At 39.3% G+C, this 17,825-nt stretch carries 18 protein-coding genes; 9 read left to right on the plus strand and 9 right to left on the minus strand.

Annotation, left to right across the window (positions count from 1 at the left end; genetic code table 11):
- Positions 1–178: CoA-transferase (locus AC1M86_RS11065; protein ID WP_481594077.1), on the minus strand; the 178-nt coding region annotated here is incomplete at its 3' end.
- A gap of 272 nt (positions 179–450) precedes the next feature.
- Between AC1M86_RS11065 and pcaU the strand changes: the two genes are divergently transcribed.
- Positions 451–1,275 carry an IclR family transcriptional regulator PcaU gene (gene pcaU / locus AC1M86_RS11070; RefSeq protein ID WP_481607954.1) on the plus strand — a complete coding sequence of 275 codons (825 nt, stop codon included), beginning with the start codon at positions 451–453 and terminating at the stop codon, positions 1,273–1,275.
- Between the two features lie 77 nt (positions 1,276–1,352).
- Here the strand turns inward: pcaU and pobA are convergent, their stop codons facing one another.
- Positions 1,353–2,543 carry a 4-hydroxybenzoate 3-monooxygenase gene (gene pobA / locus AC1M86_RS11075; protein ID WP_481590765.1) on the minus strand — a complete coding sequence of 397 codons (1,191 nt, stop codon included), beginning with the start codon at positions 2,541–2,543 and terminating at the stop codon, positions 1,353–1,355.
- Between the two features lie 155 nt (positions 2,544–2,698).
- On the opposite strand from pobA, the gene AC1M86_RS11080 reads away from it, so the two are divergent.
- From AC1M86_RS11080 to AC1M86_RS11105, 6 genes are all read left to right on the plus strand, one after another.
- Entirely contained in the window at positions 2,699–3,508 is an 810-nt protein-coding gene (locus AC1M86_RS11080) for an IclR family transcriptional regulator domain-containing protein (RefSeq protein ID WP_180000496.1), read from the plus strand.
- 365 nt (positions 3,509–3,873) lie between these two features.
- Positions 3,874–5,220, plus strand: a complete 1,347-nt coding sequence (locus AC1M86_RS11085; protein WP_481607955.1) for an MFS transporter — start codon at positions 3,874–3,876, stop codon at positions 5,218–5,220.
- A gap of 64 nt (positions 5,221–5,284) precedes the next feature.
- Positions 5,285–6,550: an OprD family outer membrane porin gene (locus AC1M86_RS11090; RefSeq protein ID WP_481607956.1), complete on the plus strand. Its 1,266-nt coding sequence runs from the start codon at positions 5,285–5,287 to the stop codon at positions 6,548–6,550.
- Between the two features lie 140 nt (positions 6,551–6,690).
- The gene (locus AC1M86_RS11095) at positions 6,691–7,269 is read left to right on the plus strand and encodes a nuclear transport factor 2 family protein (protein WP_171260728.1); all 579 of its coding nucleotides are present in this window, start codon (positions 6,691–6,693) and stop codon (positions 7,267–7,269) included.
- A complete protein-coding gene (locus AC1M86_RS11100; RefSeq protein WP_481607957.1) occupies positions 7,239–7,739 on the plus strand; it encodes a chalcone isomerase family protein in 501 nt (166 codons plus the stop codon). The genes AC1M86_RS11095 and AC1M86_RS11100 overlap by 31 nt, the downstream gene beginning before the upstream one ends.
- A 10-nt stretch (positions 7,740–7,749) precedes the next feature.
- Positions 7,750–8,433 (plus strand): response regulator transcription factor, encoded by a 684-nt coding sequence (locus AC1M86_RS11105; RefSeq protein ID WP_092768268.1) that lies wholly within the window; start codon positions 7,750–7,752, stop codon positions 8,431–8,433.
- A 49-nt stretch (positions 8,434–8,482) separates the two neighbouring features.
- On the opposite strand, the gene AC1M86_RS11110 is transcribed toward AC1M86_RS11105, so the two are convergent.
- The 7 genes from AC1M86_RS11110 to AC1M86_RS11140 are packed head-to-tail and all read right to left on the minus strand — an operon-like array spanning position 8,483 to position 15,981.
- Positions 8,483–9,826, minus strand: a complete 1,344-nt coding sequence (locus AC1M86_RS11110; protein ID WP_481591954.1) for a sensor histidine kinase — start codon at positions 9,824–9,826, stop codon at positions 8,483–8,485.
- A 44-nt stretch (positions 9,827–9,870) separates the two neighbouring features.
- Positions 9,871–10,920: an SAM-dependent methyltransferase gene (locus AC1M86_RS11115; RefSeq protein ID WP_481607958.1), complete on the minus strand. Its 1,050-nt coding sequence runs from the start codon at positions 10,918–10,920 to the stop codon at positions 9,871–9,873.
- A gap of 8 nt (positions 10,921–10,928) precedes the next feature.
- On the minus strand, positions 10,929–11,708 hold the full coding sequence (locus tag AC1M86_RS11120; RefSeq protein WP_035269401.1) for a DUF1295 domain-containing protein: 780 nt from the start codon (positions 11,706–11,708) through the stop codon (positions 10,929–10,931).
- Positions 11,709–11,728: 20 nt separating this feature from the next.
- Positions 11,729–12,925, minus strand: a complete 1,197-nt coding sequence (locus AC1M86_RS11125) for a class I SAM-dependent methyltransferase (protein WP_481607959.1) — start codon at positions 12,923–12,925, stop codon at positions 11,729–11,731.
- Between the two features lies 1 nt (position 12,926).
- Positions 12,927–13,715 (minus strand): DUF1365 domain-containing protein, encoded by a 789-nt coding sequence (locus AC1M86_RS11130; protein ID WP_035269389.1) that lies wholly within the window; start codon positions 13,713–13,715, stop codon positions 12,927–12,929.
- Between the two features lie 8 nt (positions 13,716–13,723).
- Entirely contained in the window at positions 13,724–15,010 is a 1,287-nt protein-coding gene (locus AC1M86_RS11135) for an NAD(P)/FAD-dependent oxidoreductase (RefSeq protein WP_481607960.1), read from the minus strand.
- The gene (locus AC1M86_RS11140) at positions 15,007–15,981 is read right to left on the minus strand and encodes an acyl-CoA desaturase (RefSeq protein WP_481607961.1); all 975 of its coding nucleotides are present in this window, start codon (positions 15,979–15,981) and stop codon (positions 15,007–15,009) included. Before AC1M86_RS11140 ends, AC1M86_RS11135 begins: the two co-directional genes overlap by 4 nt.
- A gap of 424 nt (positions 15,982–16,405) precedes the next feature.
- Here AC1M86_RS11140 and AC1M86_RS11145 point away from each other — a divergent pair, with 424 nt between their 5' ends.
- On the plus strand, positions 16,406–17,038 hold the full coding sequence (locus tag AC1M86_RS11145) for a paraquat-inducible protein A (protein WP_481608037.1): 633 nt from the start codon (positions 16,406–16,408) through the stop codon (positions 17,036–17,038).
- Between the two features lie 35 nt (positions 17,039–17,073).
- The gene (locus tag AC1M86_RS11150; RefSeq protein ID WP_481596570.1) at positions 17,074–17,808 is read left to right on the plus strand and encodes a paraquat-inducible protein A; all 735 of its coding nucleotides are present in this window, start codon (positions 17,074–17,076) and stop codon (positions 17,806–17,808) included.
- The last annotated feature ends 17 nt before the right edge of the window (positions 17,809–17,825 follow it).

The raw sequence follows: 17,825 nt of genomic DNA on the forward strand, positions 1-17,825 counted from the left end.
AATCACCATTACCTGCGTTGTTGTTGACGATCACTAAGTCTTTAATACCGAGTTCAATTAAGCCATCGATGAGTTCAGCAGGCTGACCTGCAGTACCAAACCCACCAATCATAATGGTTGAACCGTCTTTAATTTGGGATAAAGCTTCAACTAAAGACTGTGACGATTTATCGATCATCCAACAACTCCCTCTGTACAACATATTTTAATATTTGGGGAATCCACGATTAGCGCAATTTCAATCTGGACGGAGATTGAAATATGCAACTAAATCGCTTGGATTCCGTCACTCCATTCTTGATAAATTAAAAAGCTTGAGCTACCTTGAAAAAAGGTTTTTGTACGATTTACAGATTTTTTGTTCGATGATCGAACAATATCTTGAGTATATTGCTCAAGATTCTAAATCAGCATCAATAATTCAATTTTTAAAATAGCAAGGAAAATGCTGTGTCTACAGAATCAGACCCAAGGAACAGACAACTTCAAAATCCAGATAATAAAAAGTGGATTCGTCATGAAGACTTTATTGCAGGTATCAGCAAAGGACTGGCTATCCTAGATTGTTTTGCAAATGACCGTCACCGTTTAAATGTGACCATGGCTGCAGAAAAAACTGGGTTGACTCGAGCCGCTGCAAGACGACATTTAATGACTTTAGAATATTTAGGTTATTTAGAGTTTGATGGTCATTACTATTATTTAACACCTAAAATTTTAAAATTTTCAGGTGCATATTTAAGTGGTGCACAGCTGCCTAAAATTGCTCAGCCATTGTTGAATTTACTTACTCAGCAAACCTCTCTCATTTATTCCGTGATGGTATTAGATGGCTACGAAGCTATTACGATTGCACGTAGTGCAGCGCATCAACAGACTGATCGTGTTAATCCTTATGGATTACATTTAGGTAACCGACTACCCGCTCATGCGACATCTGCAGGGAAAATTTTATTAAGTTATTTATCCAAGGAAGCACAACAAGAATGGTTGGAAAAATATCCACTCAAAGCACTCACCAAATATACGTATACCGATAATGAGAAATTTATAAAATTATTAGCAGAAGTTAGAGCTGATGAATATTGTTACTCAGCTGAAGAACATGAGTTAGGCGTACATGCTTTGGCTGTACCTATTCACAATCATCGTGCTGATGTTGTCGCAGCATTGAACATTGTGTCACCGACAGGTAAAACCAGTAAGGAATATTTAATTCAGTATATTCTGCCCTTATTACAGCAAACCTCGATTGAATTTAGACAATTTGTTTAATAAAAAAACACACCAAATTGTGGAACAATTTGGTGTGTGCTAAAAATTAGCCAATGGATTAAGCTTAACTTCGAGGATTAACTCGCTTTTTGGAGTGGTAGTCCAACATAGTTTTCAGCAAGCGTAGTTTGCCCTGCTTCTGAACCAAGAATATAACTTAATTCAGCTTGTTTGATTTTATGCTCGAATTCGGTTTCTGTCTCAAAACGATGTAATAAATGAGTCATCCACCAAGAGAAACGCTCTGCTTTCCATACACGTTTTAAGCAATTTTCAGAATACTGCTCAATCCCCTGCTCAGAACCCGTTTGATAATATTCAATGAGAGCTTGAGAAAGATACGCAATATCAGATGCAGCGAGGTTTAAACCTTTAGCTCCTGTTGGCGGTACAATATGAGCAGCATCACCCGCCAAGAACATTTTACCAAAACGCATTGGCTCAGTGACAAAACTACGTAATGGCGCAATACTCTTCTCAATTGATGGACCAGTCACGAGCTTTTCACGGCTTTCAGGATCTAGACGATTTTTTAACTCTTCCCAAAATTGCTCATCTGACCAATTTTCAACTTTATCCGTTAACGGTACTTGTAGATAATAGCGACTTCTCGTGTTAGAACGCATACTGCATAATGCAAATCCACGATCAGATTGCACATAAATTAGTTCCTCCGCAACAGGAGGTACATCTGCCAATACCCCTAACCAGCCAAATGGATAGACTTTCTCAAAAGTTTTAATTTTGTCTTCTGGCACACTGGCACGGCACACACCATGGTACCCATCACAACCTGCGATAAAATCACATTCAACTTTAACTTGCTGACCATTATGCTCAAAAGTAACACTTGGTTGACCGTAGAAATCATGTACTTGAACGTTAGCTGATTCATAGTATGAAGTGAGTTGAGCCGCTGTGCGAGCCTGCATTAAATCTTTGGTGACTTCAGTTTGGCCATATACCGTAACTTGTTTACCACCCGTCAACTGCGTTAAATCAACACGGTGCTTTTCACCATTGGTTAGAATTTCAATACCCTGATGAGGTAACCCTTTTTCACGGAGTTGCTGATCTACACCAGCTTCAGTCAATAAATCTACTGAAACTTGCTCTAAAATCCCAGCACGGATTCGACTGGCAACATATTCAGCACTGCGCTGTTCAATTAAAATATGATCAATACCCGCTTTATATAGCAGTTGACCGAGTAATAAACCTGCTGGACCTGAACCAATAATCGCGACTTTGGTTTTTAAAATTTCCATATTGCAAACACCCTCAATTTTTTTCCTTTTGTAAAACCTAATGAAATTCCAACTGAGGTACTAGACTTTAGCCCTAAATACGACCGAATTTAGTGACAAATGACCGATCATCGGACAAGATATCAGAATTAAAGGGTGTAAATCAGAGCAATATCATGCGCAATGAATTGATTTCAAATGCTAAAAATAAAGAAGTAATTCAATATGATGATTATATTGCAGGCCTTGCTAAAGGTTTGAATCTATTAGAGTGCTTTGGTGTTGAACGTCAAAAATTAAATGTCACCCAAATTGCTGAACGTACAGGATTGAGTCGAAGCGCAGCACGACGATATTTAAGAACTTTAAAATTTTTAGGTTATTTAGACACAGATGAACATTTTTATTGGCTCACCTACAAAGTTTTACGCTTTTCAAGTGCTTATCTAAGCTCTGCATATTTGCCAAAAGTCGCTCAACCTATGCTGAATTTACTCAGTATCAAAACTGCACTGAGCTATTCAGTCACGGTACTCGATGAACATGAAGTAGTACCTGTTGCGAAAAGTGTTCCTCAACAGAACGAATCATCTAAAATGAGTCCGTTGGGTATTCATCTAGGTAATCGCCTTCCAGCCTACGCCACCTCAACAGGTAAAATACTACTCTCAAGATTGAGCCATGATGAACTTAATCAATGGCTTGCACAATATCCACTCAAGAGATTAACGCCTTTTACCATCATAGATCATCAAAAGTTTATAAACACTATTGCAACTGTTCAAAAACAGGACTATTGCATTTCTACAGAAGAACATGAATTGGGAATTATTGCTTTAGCTGTCCCTATTCTCAACATGCAAGGTGATACTGTAGCCGCACTCAACTGTATCGGATCCAGCCACAGAATTACAGAAACATATTTAATCCAAAATATTTTGCCCCAGCTTAAACAAGTAGCTCATGATTTGCGCGCTATTTTATAAAATTCGGAAGATTCGAATGAACTTTTAAGATTTTTTTCCTTTCTTTAACTGAGGCGTTCATTTTTTTAATCCCTAGTACTTTAGTATATTTTTCAAGTACTTCTTCGCAAATATGGATCCATTTAATCTAAAATATATCTAAGTTAATATTTTTTTGCTTGAATTTGGATCCAATAATGCTAAATTCATGCACATTGCAGACGTGTTGATTATTTCATCAATACCAGAATATGGACGGGTTCTGACTGCGATGAACACCTTAAACATTACTAGGATGACTTCTGAAGTCTGCCTACGTTAATGACATGTTATCACATGCCACACGTAGTGCTTTTCAATGAGGTCTTATTCCATGGAGAAAGTAAATGGTTCAGAACCCGCGTGAGGAAATGAATAACAAGACCATGAATGGGTTTCAGTGGTTTGTTATCGGTATCTGTATTTTATTAAATGTTATTGATGGCTTTGACGTTCTTGTCATGGCCTTTACTGCTGCATCTGTTTCTGCCGAGTGGGGACTGACTGGCGCTGAACTTGGTGCACTATTGAGTGCTGGCCTATTTGGTATGGGTGCTGGCTCACTATTTCTTGCACCTTGGGCTGACAAAATCGGTCGCCGCCCACTCATCTTACTTTGCCTACTTATCTCTGGAGTAAGTATGGTTGCAGCATCATTTGCTCAGACTGCAATGCAACTTGGCATGATGCGTTTTGTGACTGGTTTAGGCATCGGCGGTATTCTCGCAAGTAGTAATGTTATTGCAAGTGAGTACGCATCTCTGCGTTGGAGAAGTCTCGCAGTCAGCTTACAATGTACAGGTTACGCGATTGGTGCAACCGTTGGTGGGATTATTGCAATTGCGCTTATCAGCAATTTCGGATGGCGTGCAGTCTTCTTAACAGGTGGTTTAGCGACTTTATTCATGTTGGTCGTGTCTTATTTCACCTTACCAGAATCACTTGATTACCTTTTGGTTAAACAGCCAAAAAATGCTCTAGAACGTATTAATGTTTTAGCAAAGAAAATCAATATTACCCCATTACAGCAACTTCCTACGGTCACTATGACCAGCGAACAAGCAAAGAGTGGTTTGGCACGTTTGTTCAGCCCTAAATTGGCACTTCAAACGATTTGTATCTGGTTTAGCTTCTTCTTCGTTATGTTTGGTTTCTACTTCGTCATGAGTTGGACACCAAAAATCTTATCTGCAAATGGGATGACCACTGAACAAGGTGTAACAGCAGGTGTCCTGATTAGTGCTGGCGGTATGTTTGGTGCTGCGCTGTTAGGTCTGATTAGTTCACGTATCCGTATTTACTATGTTCAAGCGACTTTCCTTGCCTTAACTGCAATCTTGATCTGGTTATTTGTGAACAGTACTGGTTCACTCATGATCGCATTCATTCTTGCTTTATTCCTTGGCATGATGTCAAACGGATGTGTCGCAGGTCTATATGCGATGTCTCCTGCAATCTATGATGCTGATGTTCGTGCGACTGGTGTAGGTTATGCGATTGGTTTTGGTCGTGTAGGCGGTATTTTGTCTCCACTAGTTGCAGGTGCTTTCCTCGACAGTGGTATCTCATCACTTGTACTTTACGGTTATTATGCGTTGGCATTCGTTGCAGCCATTATCATGGTATTAAGCATTTCAAAACTCAAAAATAAAGAAACTGCACAATTGCATTTCCAACAACCAACATCTGCATAATCATTTTTTAAATACTTTAGAGCTAGACAAGACGTCTAGCTCCACTTTTCATATAGGGACAATAATGAGATTTTCTGCAATCTTTTTAGGGGTAATTGCGTCTGGATTTCTATCAACAACGCAAGCAAATTCATTTATAGATGATGCATCAGTCAATCTAACAGCTCGCAATTTTTATTTTGATCGCGCATATACACAAGATGCATCAGGTAAAGATCAGAAAGACTGGGCTCAAGGTTTTATCTTTAAAGCTAATTCAGGCTATACACCAGGTACCGTAGGACTAGGTTTAGACATTATGGCACTGGCAGGTTTTAATCTTTTAGGCAGTGATGCCGACGATTATGCAGCTTCGGGATTACTGCCAACCAGTCCATCAGGTAAAGCTGATCAGTATGGAGAAATTCGCTGGACGGCAAAAGCGAAAGTGGGCAAATCGACTTTACATGGGGGTACACTCGCACCAATGTTCCCTGTTTTGTTCTCTTCACCAGCTCGTTTATTCCAGCAAAATTATCGAGGTACACATCTTCAAATCAATGAAGTGGATAATTTGAAAATTCATGCCCTGTATGTGGATCGTGTGAATCAACGTGATTCAACAGATTATGAAAAAATTAAAGTTGGCAATCCTAATAATCGATTTAAGACTGCTGCCGAATCATCTGGCTTACACATGCTTGGTGCTGAATATAAATTTAACGATCAAATTAGTGCGCAACTCTTTCATGCCAACCTTCATGATGTTTATCACCAAAATTTCATTGGTGCAAAAAGCAAACATGATATAGGTATTGGGCATTTCTTAGGGGATGTACGCCTGTTTGTGAGTGAAGACTCAGGTCAAGCTCGTGCAGGACATATTGAAAATCAACATTTGAGCGGTATTTTTGGGCTTAACCGTAACAATCATACTTTCAGTTTGGGCTATATGCAGTCTTTTGGTGATACAGCTCTTCCGACCTTAGCGGGTTCAGAGCCAGCAGTGTTCTTAGATAGTATGAGTGCTGATTTCACCAACATTAATGAAAAAGTCTATCACGCACGCTATGACTATGACTTTAAAGACACTTCATTGAAAGGTCTAAAGTTTATGACTCGTTATAGTAAAGGCGATGATATTGAAATTCGTAACACCGACAATCAGACGTTTGAACAAGATGCTCTTGATTTCGAGCTCAGCTATCGTGTTCCAGCGGGTAAACTCGAAGGTTTAAATATTCGTACACGTTATAGTCGCTACCGTAACGATATCCCACCAGTAGGTATGGCATTTAAGTCGGATGACGAAATGCGTGTCAACATTGATTACACTTGGAAATTTAAATAAAACAAAGTTAAAGGGAGTTCAACGGAACTCCCTTTAACACAAATACCTTTCATCGACCACAGCTCATATTTTAATTTCACATCCATTTCACAAGATTGCCAGTAGATTAAAAAATAAGAATAAATTAGTGGATTGAGATCATGAAACACGTCAAAAAAATTGTGGCTGCGACATTGAGCCTTCCTCTACTCTTTTTATCAGGCTGTGCAAGCATCCCAAGTTACTCTGATGATTATGCTCAAGCAAGATCGACAGTTCAAGGCATCACCATGACGCCTGCCAAAGCTCAAGATATAGGGGTTCGTTTTACCAGTGCATTCAATACTTTAGGTACACCTGAATTCACTAACCGAGCAAGCAATCTGTATGCTGACAGTTTATATATCAATGACACACTTTCACAATTTAGTAAGCGTGAAAATCTAGTCGAACATTTCAAAGGTATGAATAACCGTGTCAGTAATGTTTCAGTCAAATTGCTCAACACATCACATTTTGACGACTCAGCCTATGTGCATTGGCGTATGGCATATGATTTTAAAATCTTCGGCACGACTCGAAGCATGGAATCACATGGAATTAGTGAAATAAAACTCAATGAGCAAGACAAAATTGTGTTCCAGCAAGACTTTTGGGACCCAGCTGATGGCTTATTTCGCTCACTACCATATGCTGGAGGATTATACGCATGGTTATTACCTTTCAAAAAATCGCAATAATGGCCCTCTCTGCTTTGAGTCTATTCTTCTTACCACTCGCGCATGCACAAAGTGTGCGTGAGTGTGGTCAAGGAGACCTCAAAGTCGGACAAAAAAATGTCGGTAAAGCAACTTATTTCGCTCAAAATTGTCAAAGCACTTGGAAGAATCAAGATATTCGCATGGACTTTGCTTATACTCAAAATATACCAGAATGGGCTTTTAAAAAGGCTGCAACGCACTTTCTCAAACGAAATGTCAAACAAGCCAATACGTTGAAACAGCTTGACCAGATCACACAATTGTATCAACCCGTTCGATCTGGTGATATTTACAGTCTAAGCTATACCCATACGACCCAGACTTTAACTTTGAGTCTAAATCAAAAAATTTTGGGTAAAGTTCAATACATGAATGCCAATGATTATTTTAATATTTGGCTGGGTTCGTCTCCATTTAGTGATACTTTAAAAAAGCAATTATTGGACTAATCGTGTCGCCATGACTAAACATTTTATTTTAATGGTCGAAGATCATTACGAACTTGCTTCAACATTATGTGAATTTTTAGAAGAGCATAATTTTGTGGTTGATCATGCGCGTAATTTGGATGTGGCACGTCAACTGCTTAAACAACATCCTTATCATATTCTACTGTTAGATATTAATTTACCTGACGGTACAGGTTATGACCTGTGTGAATGGCTTCGCAACGAACAGGGACTCGACCTCCCAGTACTGATGCTGACTGCTCGTGATACTTTGGATGATAAATTAAAAGGTTTCCGAGCTGGTACAGATGATTATTTAGTGAAACCATTTGATTTTAATGAATTGGTTTATCGTGTTCGTGCACTGATCAAACGCTCATTAGGAGAAGTATCTAACAGCCAAATTAAAATTCACGATCTCACATTAGACCCTGCTTTACAGCAAATCACACGTGCAGGTCAAATGATCGAACTGCCACCTATTCAATTCAAACTTTTAAAATTACTCATGCGAAACTCACCTAAAGTGCTCACTAAACAGGAGATCATGCTTGAGTTATGGGGGGATGAAGAACCAGAAAGCGATGCGCTCAGAAGCCATATCTATAATTTAAGAAAAATGGTCGATAAGCCCTTTGAACAAAAATTAATACACACCGTTTCAGGGGTAGGTCTAAAGATCGCAGTGGAATAAAACTAGTTACTACTGAATTCACACTTCAGATCAAATTCCCCCAAATACACTATTTTGGAGGCTGATCATTCAAGTAAACGACCACAATCAGTCCTGAACTGAGTGACAAGTCAACTTTTGGATGAGTCATCAAATAGTATTCACGATCAAATAACTCTACTCTCCAGCCAAGTTGTTTACATAATTTTTGAACCAGTTGTAGCCCGATACCATGACCTTTGATATCGAGTTGCAGCTGCTGATTCGTTAGTTCTTGCACCTTAGAGTTATTCGGTAAATCAATCCCGATACCATTATCTGCGACCAACACTTTATTTTTTTCGAGAATGACATTAATGCTTGTACCTTGAGAGTAATTCAATGCATTTCTTAAAATATTGCTGAATACCATTTTCGTCATCGATGGATATAAATGACGTTTGACCTCATCAACTTCGATGTTTAAATCGATACTCATTCCTTTAGCCAAACTGACACTATTCAAGTCGCTTACAACATCTTGAAGCAGTTCAGATAAACGGGTTTTTTCACTTTGTAAATTACTTGTGGTATTTCGAGCAATCGCCAAAAGTGTATCGACCAATAACTGCATATCTTCAATTGTGTTTTGCAATCGAGTAAAGGATTTGTTATCACCATAACGGGCCTGACAAAGTTGTACATTGCCCTTCAATATTGTGAGCGGTGTTCGAAGTTCATGACTAACATCGCCAGTAAACTCTCTTTCACGCTGAATGAATTCGCTTAGAACTTGATGATATTTTTCAAGTGCTTGCTTGAGATATTCAGCCTCCAAATTAGAATCTGTTTTAATTTCTTTAAATGGTGATGCTCGATTATTCTGATGTTCCCAATCGATATGTTCGAGTGCATTGGCTAAGCGTGTGATGGGCGAAAAATAGCGGCGTGCACGGCGATTCCACCACCACAGCACACTGTATAGCAAAAATAAGCTGACCATGAGTGGCGCTAAACCAAACAGCCAAATAAGCTTATTAACATTACTTTCACCAAACACTAAAAAAACGTGTTCACCATTGCGTGTCCCATAAACTGTCATCCGGTCTTTACCATCGATATAGTGTCGATGTACACCCGATTGGAGTTTTAAATTACGAAATTCAGAGGGGGCTAACTCGTCATCGGACCAACGATATCCATATAAATTTTTAGTGTCGGGTAAAGCAGCTTCTGGATTACGCTCCATACGCTGCCAGTAATGCTCCATCTCCTGTTCGAGCGCTGTGGTCAGCAATGTTCCTTTAATGACCCAAGCACTGCAACCAATCCCAATCACAATAGACAAGGCAATAAGACCAATTTGTAGCCAATAATAGCGGTTAAACACCTCACCCAAAGGATGATCGCGTTTATCCCTAAATAGCCTCATCATGGACATGTACCCTCTTCACCTTATCGCTAAAATTAGTTTGAACTTCAAACAGCTCGCTTCTTAAACAAATAATGGCCAATCACCCACTCACGACCTTTGTCATAACCAAACAGTTCTGCACAAGCCATGAAAAAGATTCTCCAACGTTGCCACCAGATTTCCGCATCTTGACCATAAGTTTGCTTAAATAGTGGTTTAAGTAAGTCCTTTTTTTGGTCCATATTATTTAACCATGCATTGGCTGTATGTTCATACTGTTGTCCAGACCATTGCCATTGGTTTTCTAGCTGTAAATGATCCTGAAAGTGCAGGAAAGTCGAAACAGCAGGCATTAAACCGCCTGTAAAAAAATATTTAGACATCCAGTCATAATCATTTTTAACTTCGAATGGATAGTGAATAAATCGATGGCAGAAAATATGACACCACAATAAACCATCTGCTTTGAGCCATTGGCTAATATTGGCAAATAATCGCTGATAGTTTCGAACATGCTCAAACATTTCAACGGATACAACACGATCAAAAGAGTTTTGCTCCAACTCGAGTTGATTTACATCACAGGTGATGACTGTCAAATTGTTAAATTGCTTTTCTTTGGCTTGTTGTTGAATGTGAAGACGTTGAGTATTGGAGTTTGATACTACCGTAATGTTGGCATTTGGATAATGCTCTGCCATATACAAACTGAGTGATCCCCAACCACAGCCTATTTCTAAGATGTCCTGACCATCTTGTAATTGCGCACGTTCACAGTAGACCTGCAGGGCATTTTCCTCAGCTTGATCTAAACTGGTTTTAGCATCATGGAATAAACTGGCACTGTATTTTAAACGCTTGCCCAACACGGCCTGAAAGAATGCTGTAGGCAATTCATAATGTTGTTCATTTGCCTTGTCTGTATCAATCGCGATTTCACTTTTTTTCAAGTCTCTTAATACATCCATATAACGCTGTGAAGCGAATCCAGGGTCAAAACGACCTTCTTGCTCAAGACGTTTTTTGCAAAGTGCTTGGATACCAAGACGAATCACTTGATCTGGAACTTTGCCACTTTCAATGAGTTTTAACGATTGTTGAACGATTGAATCCATGTAATTACCTACTTTTTCGGTGGCCAAGGAAGAAACATTGATGTTTTTTGTTGGTACATCTTGTAGTTTGCACCACGATTTTTGAGTGCTTGCTGTTCACTAAATGGAATACCCGTGATGTAGTACAAAAAAAGCCACATCAACACTGGATAGATCCACAACCAAGGCGTTCCCGCCGCTATACCTAAGATTGGATAAGCAAACCAATGTATCCATTCAAAAAAGTAATTCGGATGGCGTGAATATTTCCATAACCCTTGATCCATCGTTTTGCCACGATTATTCGGGTTCAATTTAAATTGATACAACTGATGATCTGCGAGTGCCTCACCAATAAATGCAACCAGCATGATTAATCCTGAAATTAGCAGCAGCAGCTCTGTCGAGTTACTCCACTGCATCGCAGGTATACTGAGCAATTTGATCATTGGATATGAGAATAAGGAGATCAACCCAGCCTGAAATAGAAAAAAGAGAAGAAAACCTAAATGTTGAAAGTCTCCCATCGCACGGCGCATATTGGCATAACGCGTGTCCTCAGCATCTTCTCGGATATATCGTCTGAATAAATGCCATGCTAAACGGAGAAACCAAAGACCACTCGCGATCGCTAGAAAAATGCGAACAGATGTAGGGGCTTCATTCATTACATTTGCTGCGATGAGGACATTTAAAGCTATTCCAAAGCTCCAAATGACATCGACCAAACCTGCACGATGATTAAATGTCACCCAAATCCATGCACAAAGCATCAGGAAAACATTCATCACAAATAAATTGAGCAACATCGAGATGTCCTCTCACTGATTTAGTATGGACTTGCTTCAAACAATAAATGCACATCACTAATGACGCCTTCGAGAAAACCTCCTTCGCAATAACATAAATAAAAATCCCACATGCGAATAAAGTTTTCATCAAAGCCCAGTGCTAAAACTTGCTCACGCTGTTGTAGAAAACGTTCACGCCAGCAGTGAATCGTTTGTGCATAACTTAAACCAATATCTTCAAGATGCTTTAGACGTAATTTTTGTTCTGATGCAACGTTGGTCATCACGCTGATACAAGGAATAAAACTACCTGGGAAAATGTATCTTTTGATGTAATCGACCGTACTCAATGCCTTTTCATATCTCGCATCTTCAATGGTGATGGCTTGAATAAGCGCCAAACCATTAGGTTTTAACAGCTGTCTACACTTTTCAAAATATGTCGATAGATATTGAGCACCAACGGCTTCAATCATTTCAATTGAAACCAATTTATCGAATTTACCTTCAAGTAAACGATAATCTTTTAATTTAACTTCAACACGATGAGACAGACCCGCAGCGTCAATTCTAGCTTTAGCTTCGTCATATTGAGCTTGAGAAATGGTAATAGTAGTCACTTTACAACCATAGTTTTGCGCAGCATAGATCGCAAAACCACCCCATCCACTGCCAATTTCAACCAAATGATCCATCGGTTGAAGTTTCAATTTTTGGCATATGATTTCTCTTTTATAATCGGATGCTTGTTCCAAAGTCATAGATGGATCTTTGAATACCGCGCTGGAGTACATCATGCTCGGATCAAGAAATAACTTAAAAAAGTCATTACTTAAATCATAATGCTCAGCAATATTTTTGCGACTACCTTCCAATGAGTTTTTACGCGATGCATACCAAGTTTTGAGCAAGAGTTGACTCGCCTTTGCTAAGGCACTTTGGTTCATACGATCTAAAATATCGCGATTTCTCGCAAGAATTCGCACAATCTTCACTAAATCTGGTGTCGTCCAATATCCTTGAATGAAACCTTCAGCTGCACCAAGAACCCCCTGACGAAAAAGTAGATCCATCAACTTTGCATCATGGACCTCAATCACTGCGTCTAGATCACTCACCTCACCGACTGAACCCTCCCAAATCCCTTTAAAATGAATTTGGCCGTGTTTTAATTTCAGTAAATGACGTAATACCAGCGGTAGTGAAGATTGCTCTCCCATTAACAATGATTTCATATCACAGCTTATCCTTCGTTTTATTGGGATGCCGATAAAATGGAACTCTATTTATCCAAAGCTTAAAGGCATGATAATAAATACCTGCAACCATCTTGATCGGCTCAAATAGTTTAAAAACAGCATAGCGATGAAGTTGTGAAGGAAGTGTGATGGGGGTTAACTCAAAACGCATTGATGCATCGAATTGTAATTTTTCCTCTTTAAACAATTGCATAAGCACATAATTTTGTTTTTCAGCCAAACTAAACGTCCATTGATACTTCAGATCCATTGGCATGAAGGGTGACACGTGAAAAGCTTTGTCAAACTGGAAGTGGAAGCTCGTATATTCGGAATGCTGCTCCCCCCCGGTGCGACAATCGTGAACATATACCTGTCTTTCTAACCAGGGTGTATTGGTGATTTCACTGAGAATGAACTGTAATTTTTGCTGGGCATTAAATAGAAAATAAAAAACCACCGAATTAAATCTGAAGCCAAGCGTGCGCGGCAAAGCCAACACCCGAATTTCAGCGAGCTCCGTCGGCTCTTCTAAAGTATGCTCTTCCAACACATGCAGAACCTTCTCTCGAATCGTGCCTTGATAGTTTGCCAAGAAGTCATCAGAATCTAGGCTCAGAAAGTTCCATTTTTTCGTTGACCAAAGTATCGAAGTTTGCGCGAAGTGTTCGAGCTGTTCTGGATCAAACCACAAATACGTCAGCTGACTCTGAAAAGCATAAGGCTTAGGCAAGTAACGGCGATGACGAATGTCAGCAACTGCAATTGCAAGTGGATACAGCTGCATAAGTACTCCTAAGCGGCTTGATTTGATGAATTTAATAAGGCTTCAACCACCCATGACGCACTTTTTGCACCATCTTCATGAAAGCCCCATCCCCAATAAGCACCACAAAAATAGGTCCGATTTAAACCGTTTATTTCAGACCATCTTGACTGAGCTGCAATAGCTTCCGCATTAAATACAGGATGACGATAGTTACGCTGAACCCAGACTTTGTTTGGATCTAAATCAAAATTCGGATTTAATGTCGCAAAAATCTGAGTTTCACATTTCAAATTTTGTAGCTGATTCATCCAATAACTAAATCCATAATGGACACTACTTTGCTGAAATGGAGTGACTTGACCCGCTCTATTCGGTGTGACATGCACATGCCAACTTGCCCACTGACGTTTTGATTTTGGCATAATGCTGGTATCTGAATGCAACACCATATGATTGTCTTGATACTGAAATTTTTCTAATATTTCTGATTCTTTAAACGTTGGTTCAGCGAGCAACTTCAATGTGTCATCTGCATGACTTGCAAATACTACCCAATCAAACCGTTCAACTCCCTCCCCCGTTTCAATACTCACGTCATTTGCTGAGCGCTTAACTGACTTCACTTCTACTTTTTTAAACTGAATATGCTTTGCTTGAGTTTGAATTGCACGGATATATTTAGAAGACCCGCCTTTTATGGTTAACCATTGTGGTCGATCTTTGAGTTGCAACATACGATGATGTTGAAAAAAACTGACTACAAATTTATATGGAATCTGACCTGCTTGCTCCACTGGGCATGACCATAATGCACCGCACATCGGATAGAGATGCTCTTGCCTAAACGCATCCAAGTATCCATGCTCGTTAAGATATTGCTCAATAGTGTAATGCGGGTCGGTCTCATCCACATCAAGATCTTTATTTGCTGCATAAAATCTGAATAAATCTGACAGCATCGCTCTAAAGCGGGTCTTTAAAAAATTCTGTGGTTTGAACAATAATGAGAATTTCCTGGAAGGGTTATATTGCAGTCCTGTGACCTGATTATTAACTGAAAACCCCATATCGCTGCTTTGAGCTTGTACACCAAGCTCCTTCAACATCTCACAAAATAAAGGATAGTTGTGTTCATTAAAAACAATGAATCCGCTATCCACTGCAACTTGCTCACCATCGATCTTTAATTGATGAGTATCAGTATGTCCCCCAAAATAATTATTCTTTTCAAATACGGTCACCTCATGCAACTTACTCAACTTCCAAGCTGCATAAAGTCCTGAAATACCTGATCCAATAATTGCAATTTTCATCTTGATTCCTTTGACTGAACTTGAGAATGTTGGAGTTTGGCCTTTTTCGAACGCGTAATTTTACTTGCTTCATAGACTCGAGCTGGTATGGGTTTCATTCCCCAAACCAAGCCGAACCATGACATAAATTTTAAGATGTAATAGGTCACATCGATCTGCCACCAATAGAACCCTTGGCGCGTACTTCCTGCATAAAAATGATGATTGTTGTGCCAGCCTTCACCAAGTGTAATCAGAGATAAAAATAAGTTGTTGCGACTATGATCATTCGTCTCAAAATCTCGGCTTCCATAATGGTGAGCCAGTGAGTTAATGCACAATGTGGCATGAATAAGCAGAACAGTTGAAATTGCGCCTCCCCATACCAATAACTGTAAACCACTGGTTCCCCAATGCGGCCACATCCAAGCAGCCCATTCCCCAAGACCATAAATTCCGATAGCCGTTATTAAGACGATCATCAAACTAAAACGATCTAACCAAATCAGCTCCGGAAACTTCAGCCAATCTTTAATGACACTTTTACGCGTTGAAAAATTATATTCATTTAAAAACCAACCAACATGGCTATACCAAAATCCATGCGTTGATGAATGTGGGTCTCGAGGAGTATCTGTATAACGATGATGATATCGATGATGTGCTGCCCACCATAATGGTCCACGCTGCGCACTCATTGTGCCAATTAAAATAAAGATAAATTGCAGCCATCTCGAAGTCTGAAAAGTTTTGTGTGACAAATAACGATGAAAAAAAGCCGTGATTGCGAACATGCGAATAAAATAAAAAAACAACATAAATGCAAAAGCAAACCAAGAAAATCCGACCCAAAACACTGCCAGACAAGCAAGATGCAGTAGGATAAAAGGAATTATTCTGAGCCATTGAATCTGTTTACTCTCAGAGGTCAATGCATCATGTGGTACGCTTACGGACCAACTATCCAGCCATTGCATGAGGCTTTTCAACATACAGTCATCCCAAACTAAGCAATCGATCTTTATGATTTAAATAAAGTGTAGTTCTTGATATATGAAGTTTATGTGAAGCACACGCTGTATCTTGAATTTCACGCTTAATCATTGAATTTAATATTAATTTAATTTAATCATATAAACTTAACTCACCCTCATTTTGACTACACAAATGCTAATCAATGAGCACTTCCCCCCCTTTTATACCCTCGTTGAGTTACATGACTGCACACTGATAAGCCAAACTAAAACGCTATGTATCTCGATTCAACAAAATAATCATAGGCAAACCTTTTGAATCTCGATATAAACTATAGGGAGAAATAAAAAAACCAAGAATATTGATGAAAAAGTTGAGACAACGATGTCTGAAACGAATGTAGAAACTGTATCGGATTCTAAACGCGACCCTGATTTAAGAATGGTGCAAATCAATCAAAATTATGTTGCTTGTGAAGAGTGCGATACGCTCTTTCGTAAATCCGATTTATATAAGAATGAACGTGCCTATTGTTCGGCTTGCGGTTCCGAGCTCTATCGTAAAATTCCAACATTTAACACACTGTTGGCCTTAGTCTGTACTGCGTTAATTATCTTTGCGATTGCCAATAGTTTTTCAATTGTCAAAGTTGAACTCCAAGGCATTTATTCAGAAACCACATTATTGGGTGCGGCTTGGGCAATGTTCGAGGCAGATCGTGCTTTTGTAGGCTTTCTTATTATGATGACCACTTTTGTTGTCCCTTTGGCCTACTTACTTCTGATGGGATATATTCTTTTGATGGCCATGTTCAATAAAAATGTTATTGCAACCCAACAGTATGCATCACTTAAACTCGCATTACGGTCACTCTTTCAATTGAGAGCTTGGGGAATGGTTGAAGTCTTTCTGATCGGCGTTTTAGTCACCTTAGTGAAATTAGTGGGGATGGTGGTTGTGATTCCTGGAATTGCCTTATGGGCATTTGCCATTTTAAGTGTTTTGTTGGTCTATTTAGTATCAATCAAAATCAAGGATCTATGGAATGTAATTGATGGAAATCAAATCTCATGACCATTACTTCCACTCATACGAATCAACCCGATCAGATGAAGCATTCGCCACACCCTGTGCAGAAACCCGCCTCATTAGAAACGCTTGCACCGCGTGCAATTGATCTTGAGCTCACACTTTGTCATTGCTGTGGAACACTCAACCGCATGACGTCCTTGTCGGCCATGGAACAAGCACGAAAATCCCGCTGTACTCGTTGTGATAGCCCCTTACATACCCGAAAAACCCGAAGTTTAGAACGAACTTTAGCTTATTTAATTGCAGCGAGTATTCTTTATATACCAGCTAATGTTTTACCGATGACAATTACAGAATCTATTCTTGGTCGTCAACAAGACACGATTATGAGTGGAGTCATCTATTTCTGGAAAAGTGGTGACTATTTCGTTTCGTCCGTTATTTTTATTGCCAGTATATTTATTCCACTACTGAAATTGGTCATCCTTGCTCTCCTGCTCAGTGCTGTACATTTACAAGCCTCAAAAAAAATTCACCTCTCACCGAAGCATTGCTCGATCATGTATAGAGTCGTGGAGTTTATTGGCCGTTGGTCAATGATTGATGTTTTCGTTGTCGCCATGCTCGCAGCACTAATCCAAATTCAATCATTGGCAACTATTTTAGCAGGCACAGGTGCAGTCGCTTTTGGTGCAGTGGTGGTTTTGACCATGTTAGCCTCACTGAGTTTTGATCCTAGAATCATTTGGGACAACTATTACGTTTCAATTCTGAGTCAGCATGAAAAAAAAAATGACGCTTCAGAACATTGAGATTTACATAAAACCCT

The organism is Acinetobacter sp. ANC_7654 (assembly GCF_056779855.1).

What these genes read in the sequence shown, in the direction of transcription:
- pobA (WP_481590765.1), bottom strand. Translation starts at nt 2,543, where the DNA reads ATGGAAATTTTAAAAACCAAAGTCGCGATTATTGGTTCAGGTCCAGCA.
- AC1M86_RS11080 (WP_180000496.1), top strand. Translation starts at nt 2,699, where the DNA reads ATGCGCAATGAATTGATTTCAAATGCTAAAAATAAAGAAGTAATTCAA.
- AC1M86_RS11085 (WP_481607955.1), top strand. Translation starts at nt 3,874, where the DNA reads ATGGTTCAGAACCCGCGTGAGGAAATGAATAACAAGACCATGAATGGG.
- AC1M86_RS11090 (WP_481607956.1), top strand. Translation starts at nt 5,285, where the DNA reads ATGAGATTTTCTGCAATCTTTTTAGGGGTAATTGCGTCTGGATTTCTA.
- AC1M86_RS11095 (WP_171260728.1), top strand. Translation starts at nt 6,691, where the DNA reads ATGAAACACGTCAAAAAAATTGTGGCTGCGACATTGAGCCTTCCTCTA.
- AC1M86_RS11100 (WP_481607957.1), top strand. Translation starts at nt 7,239, where the DNA reads ATGGTTATTACCTTTCAAAAAATCGCAATAATGGCCCTCTCTGCTTTG.
- AC1M86_RS11105 (WP_092768268.1), top strand. Translation starts at nt 7,750, where the DNA reads ATGACTAAACATTTTATTTTAATGGTCGAAGATCATTACGAACTTGCT.
- AC1M86_RS11110 (WP_481591954.1), bottom strand. Translation starts at nt 9,826, where the DNA reads ATGATGAGGCTATTTAGGGATAAACGCGATCATCCTTTGGGTGAGGTG.
- AC1M86_RS11115 (WP_481607958.1), bottom strand. Translation starts at nt 10,920, where the DNA reads ATGGATTCAATCGTTCAACAATCGTTAAAACTCATTGAAAGTGGCAAA.
- AC1M86_RS11120 (WP_035269401.1), bottom strand. Translation starts at nt 11,708, where the DNA reads ATGTTGCTCAATTTATTTGTGATGAATGTTTTCCTGATGCTTTGTGCA.
- AC1M86_RS11125 (WP_481607959.1), bottom strand. Translation starts at nt 12,925, where the DNA reads ATGAAATCATTGTTAATGGGAGAGCAATCTTCACTACCGCTGGTATTA.
- AC1M86_RS11130 (WP_035269389.1), bottom strand. Translation starts at nt 13,715, where the DNA reads ATGCAGCTGTATCCACTTGCAATTGCAGTTGCTGACATTCGTCATCGC.
- AC1M86_RS11135 (WP_481607960.1), bottom strand. Translation starts at nt 15,010, where the DNA reads ATGAAAATTGCAATTATTGGATCAGGTATTTCAGGACTTTATGCAGCT.
- AC1M86_RS11140 (WP_481607961.1), bottom strand. Translation starts at nt 15,981, where the DNA reads ATGTTGAAAAGCCTCATGCAATGGCTGGATAGTTGGTCCGTAAGCGTA.
- AC1M86_RS11145 (WP_481608037.1), top strand. Translation starts at nt 16,406, where the DNA reads ATGGTGCAAATCAATCAAAATTATGTTGCTTGTGAAGAGTGCGATACG.
- AC1M86_RS11150 (WP_481596570.1), top strand. Translation starts at nt 17,074, where the DNA reads ATGAAGCATTCGCCACACCCTGTGCAGAAACCCGCCTCATTAGAAACG.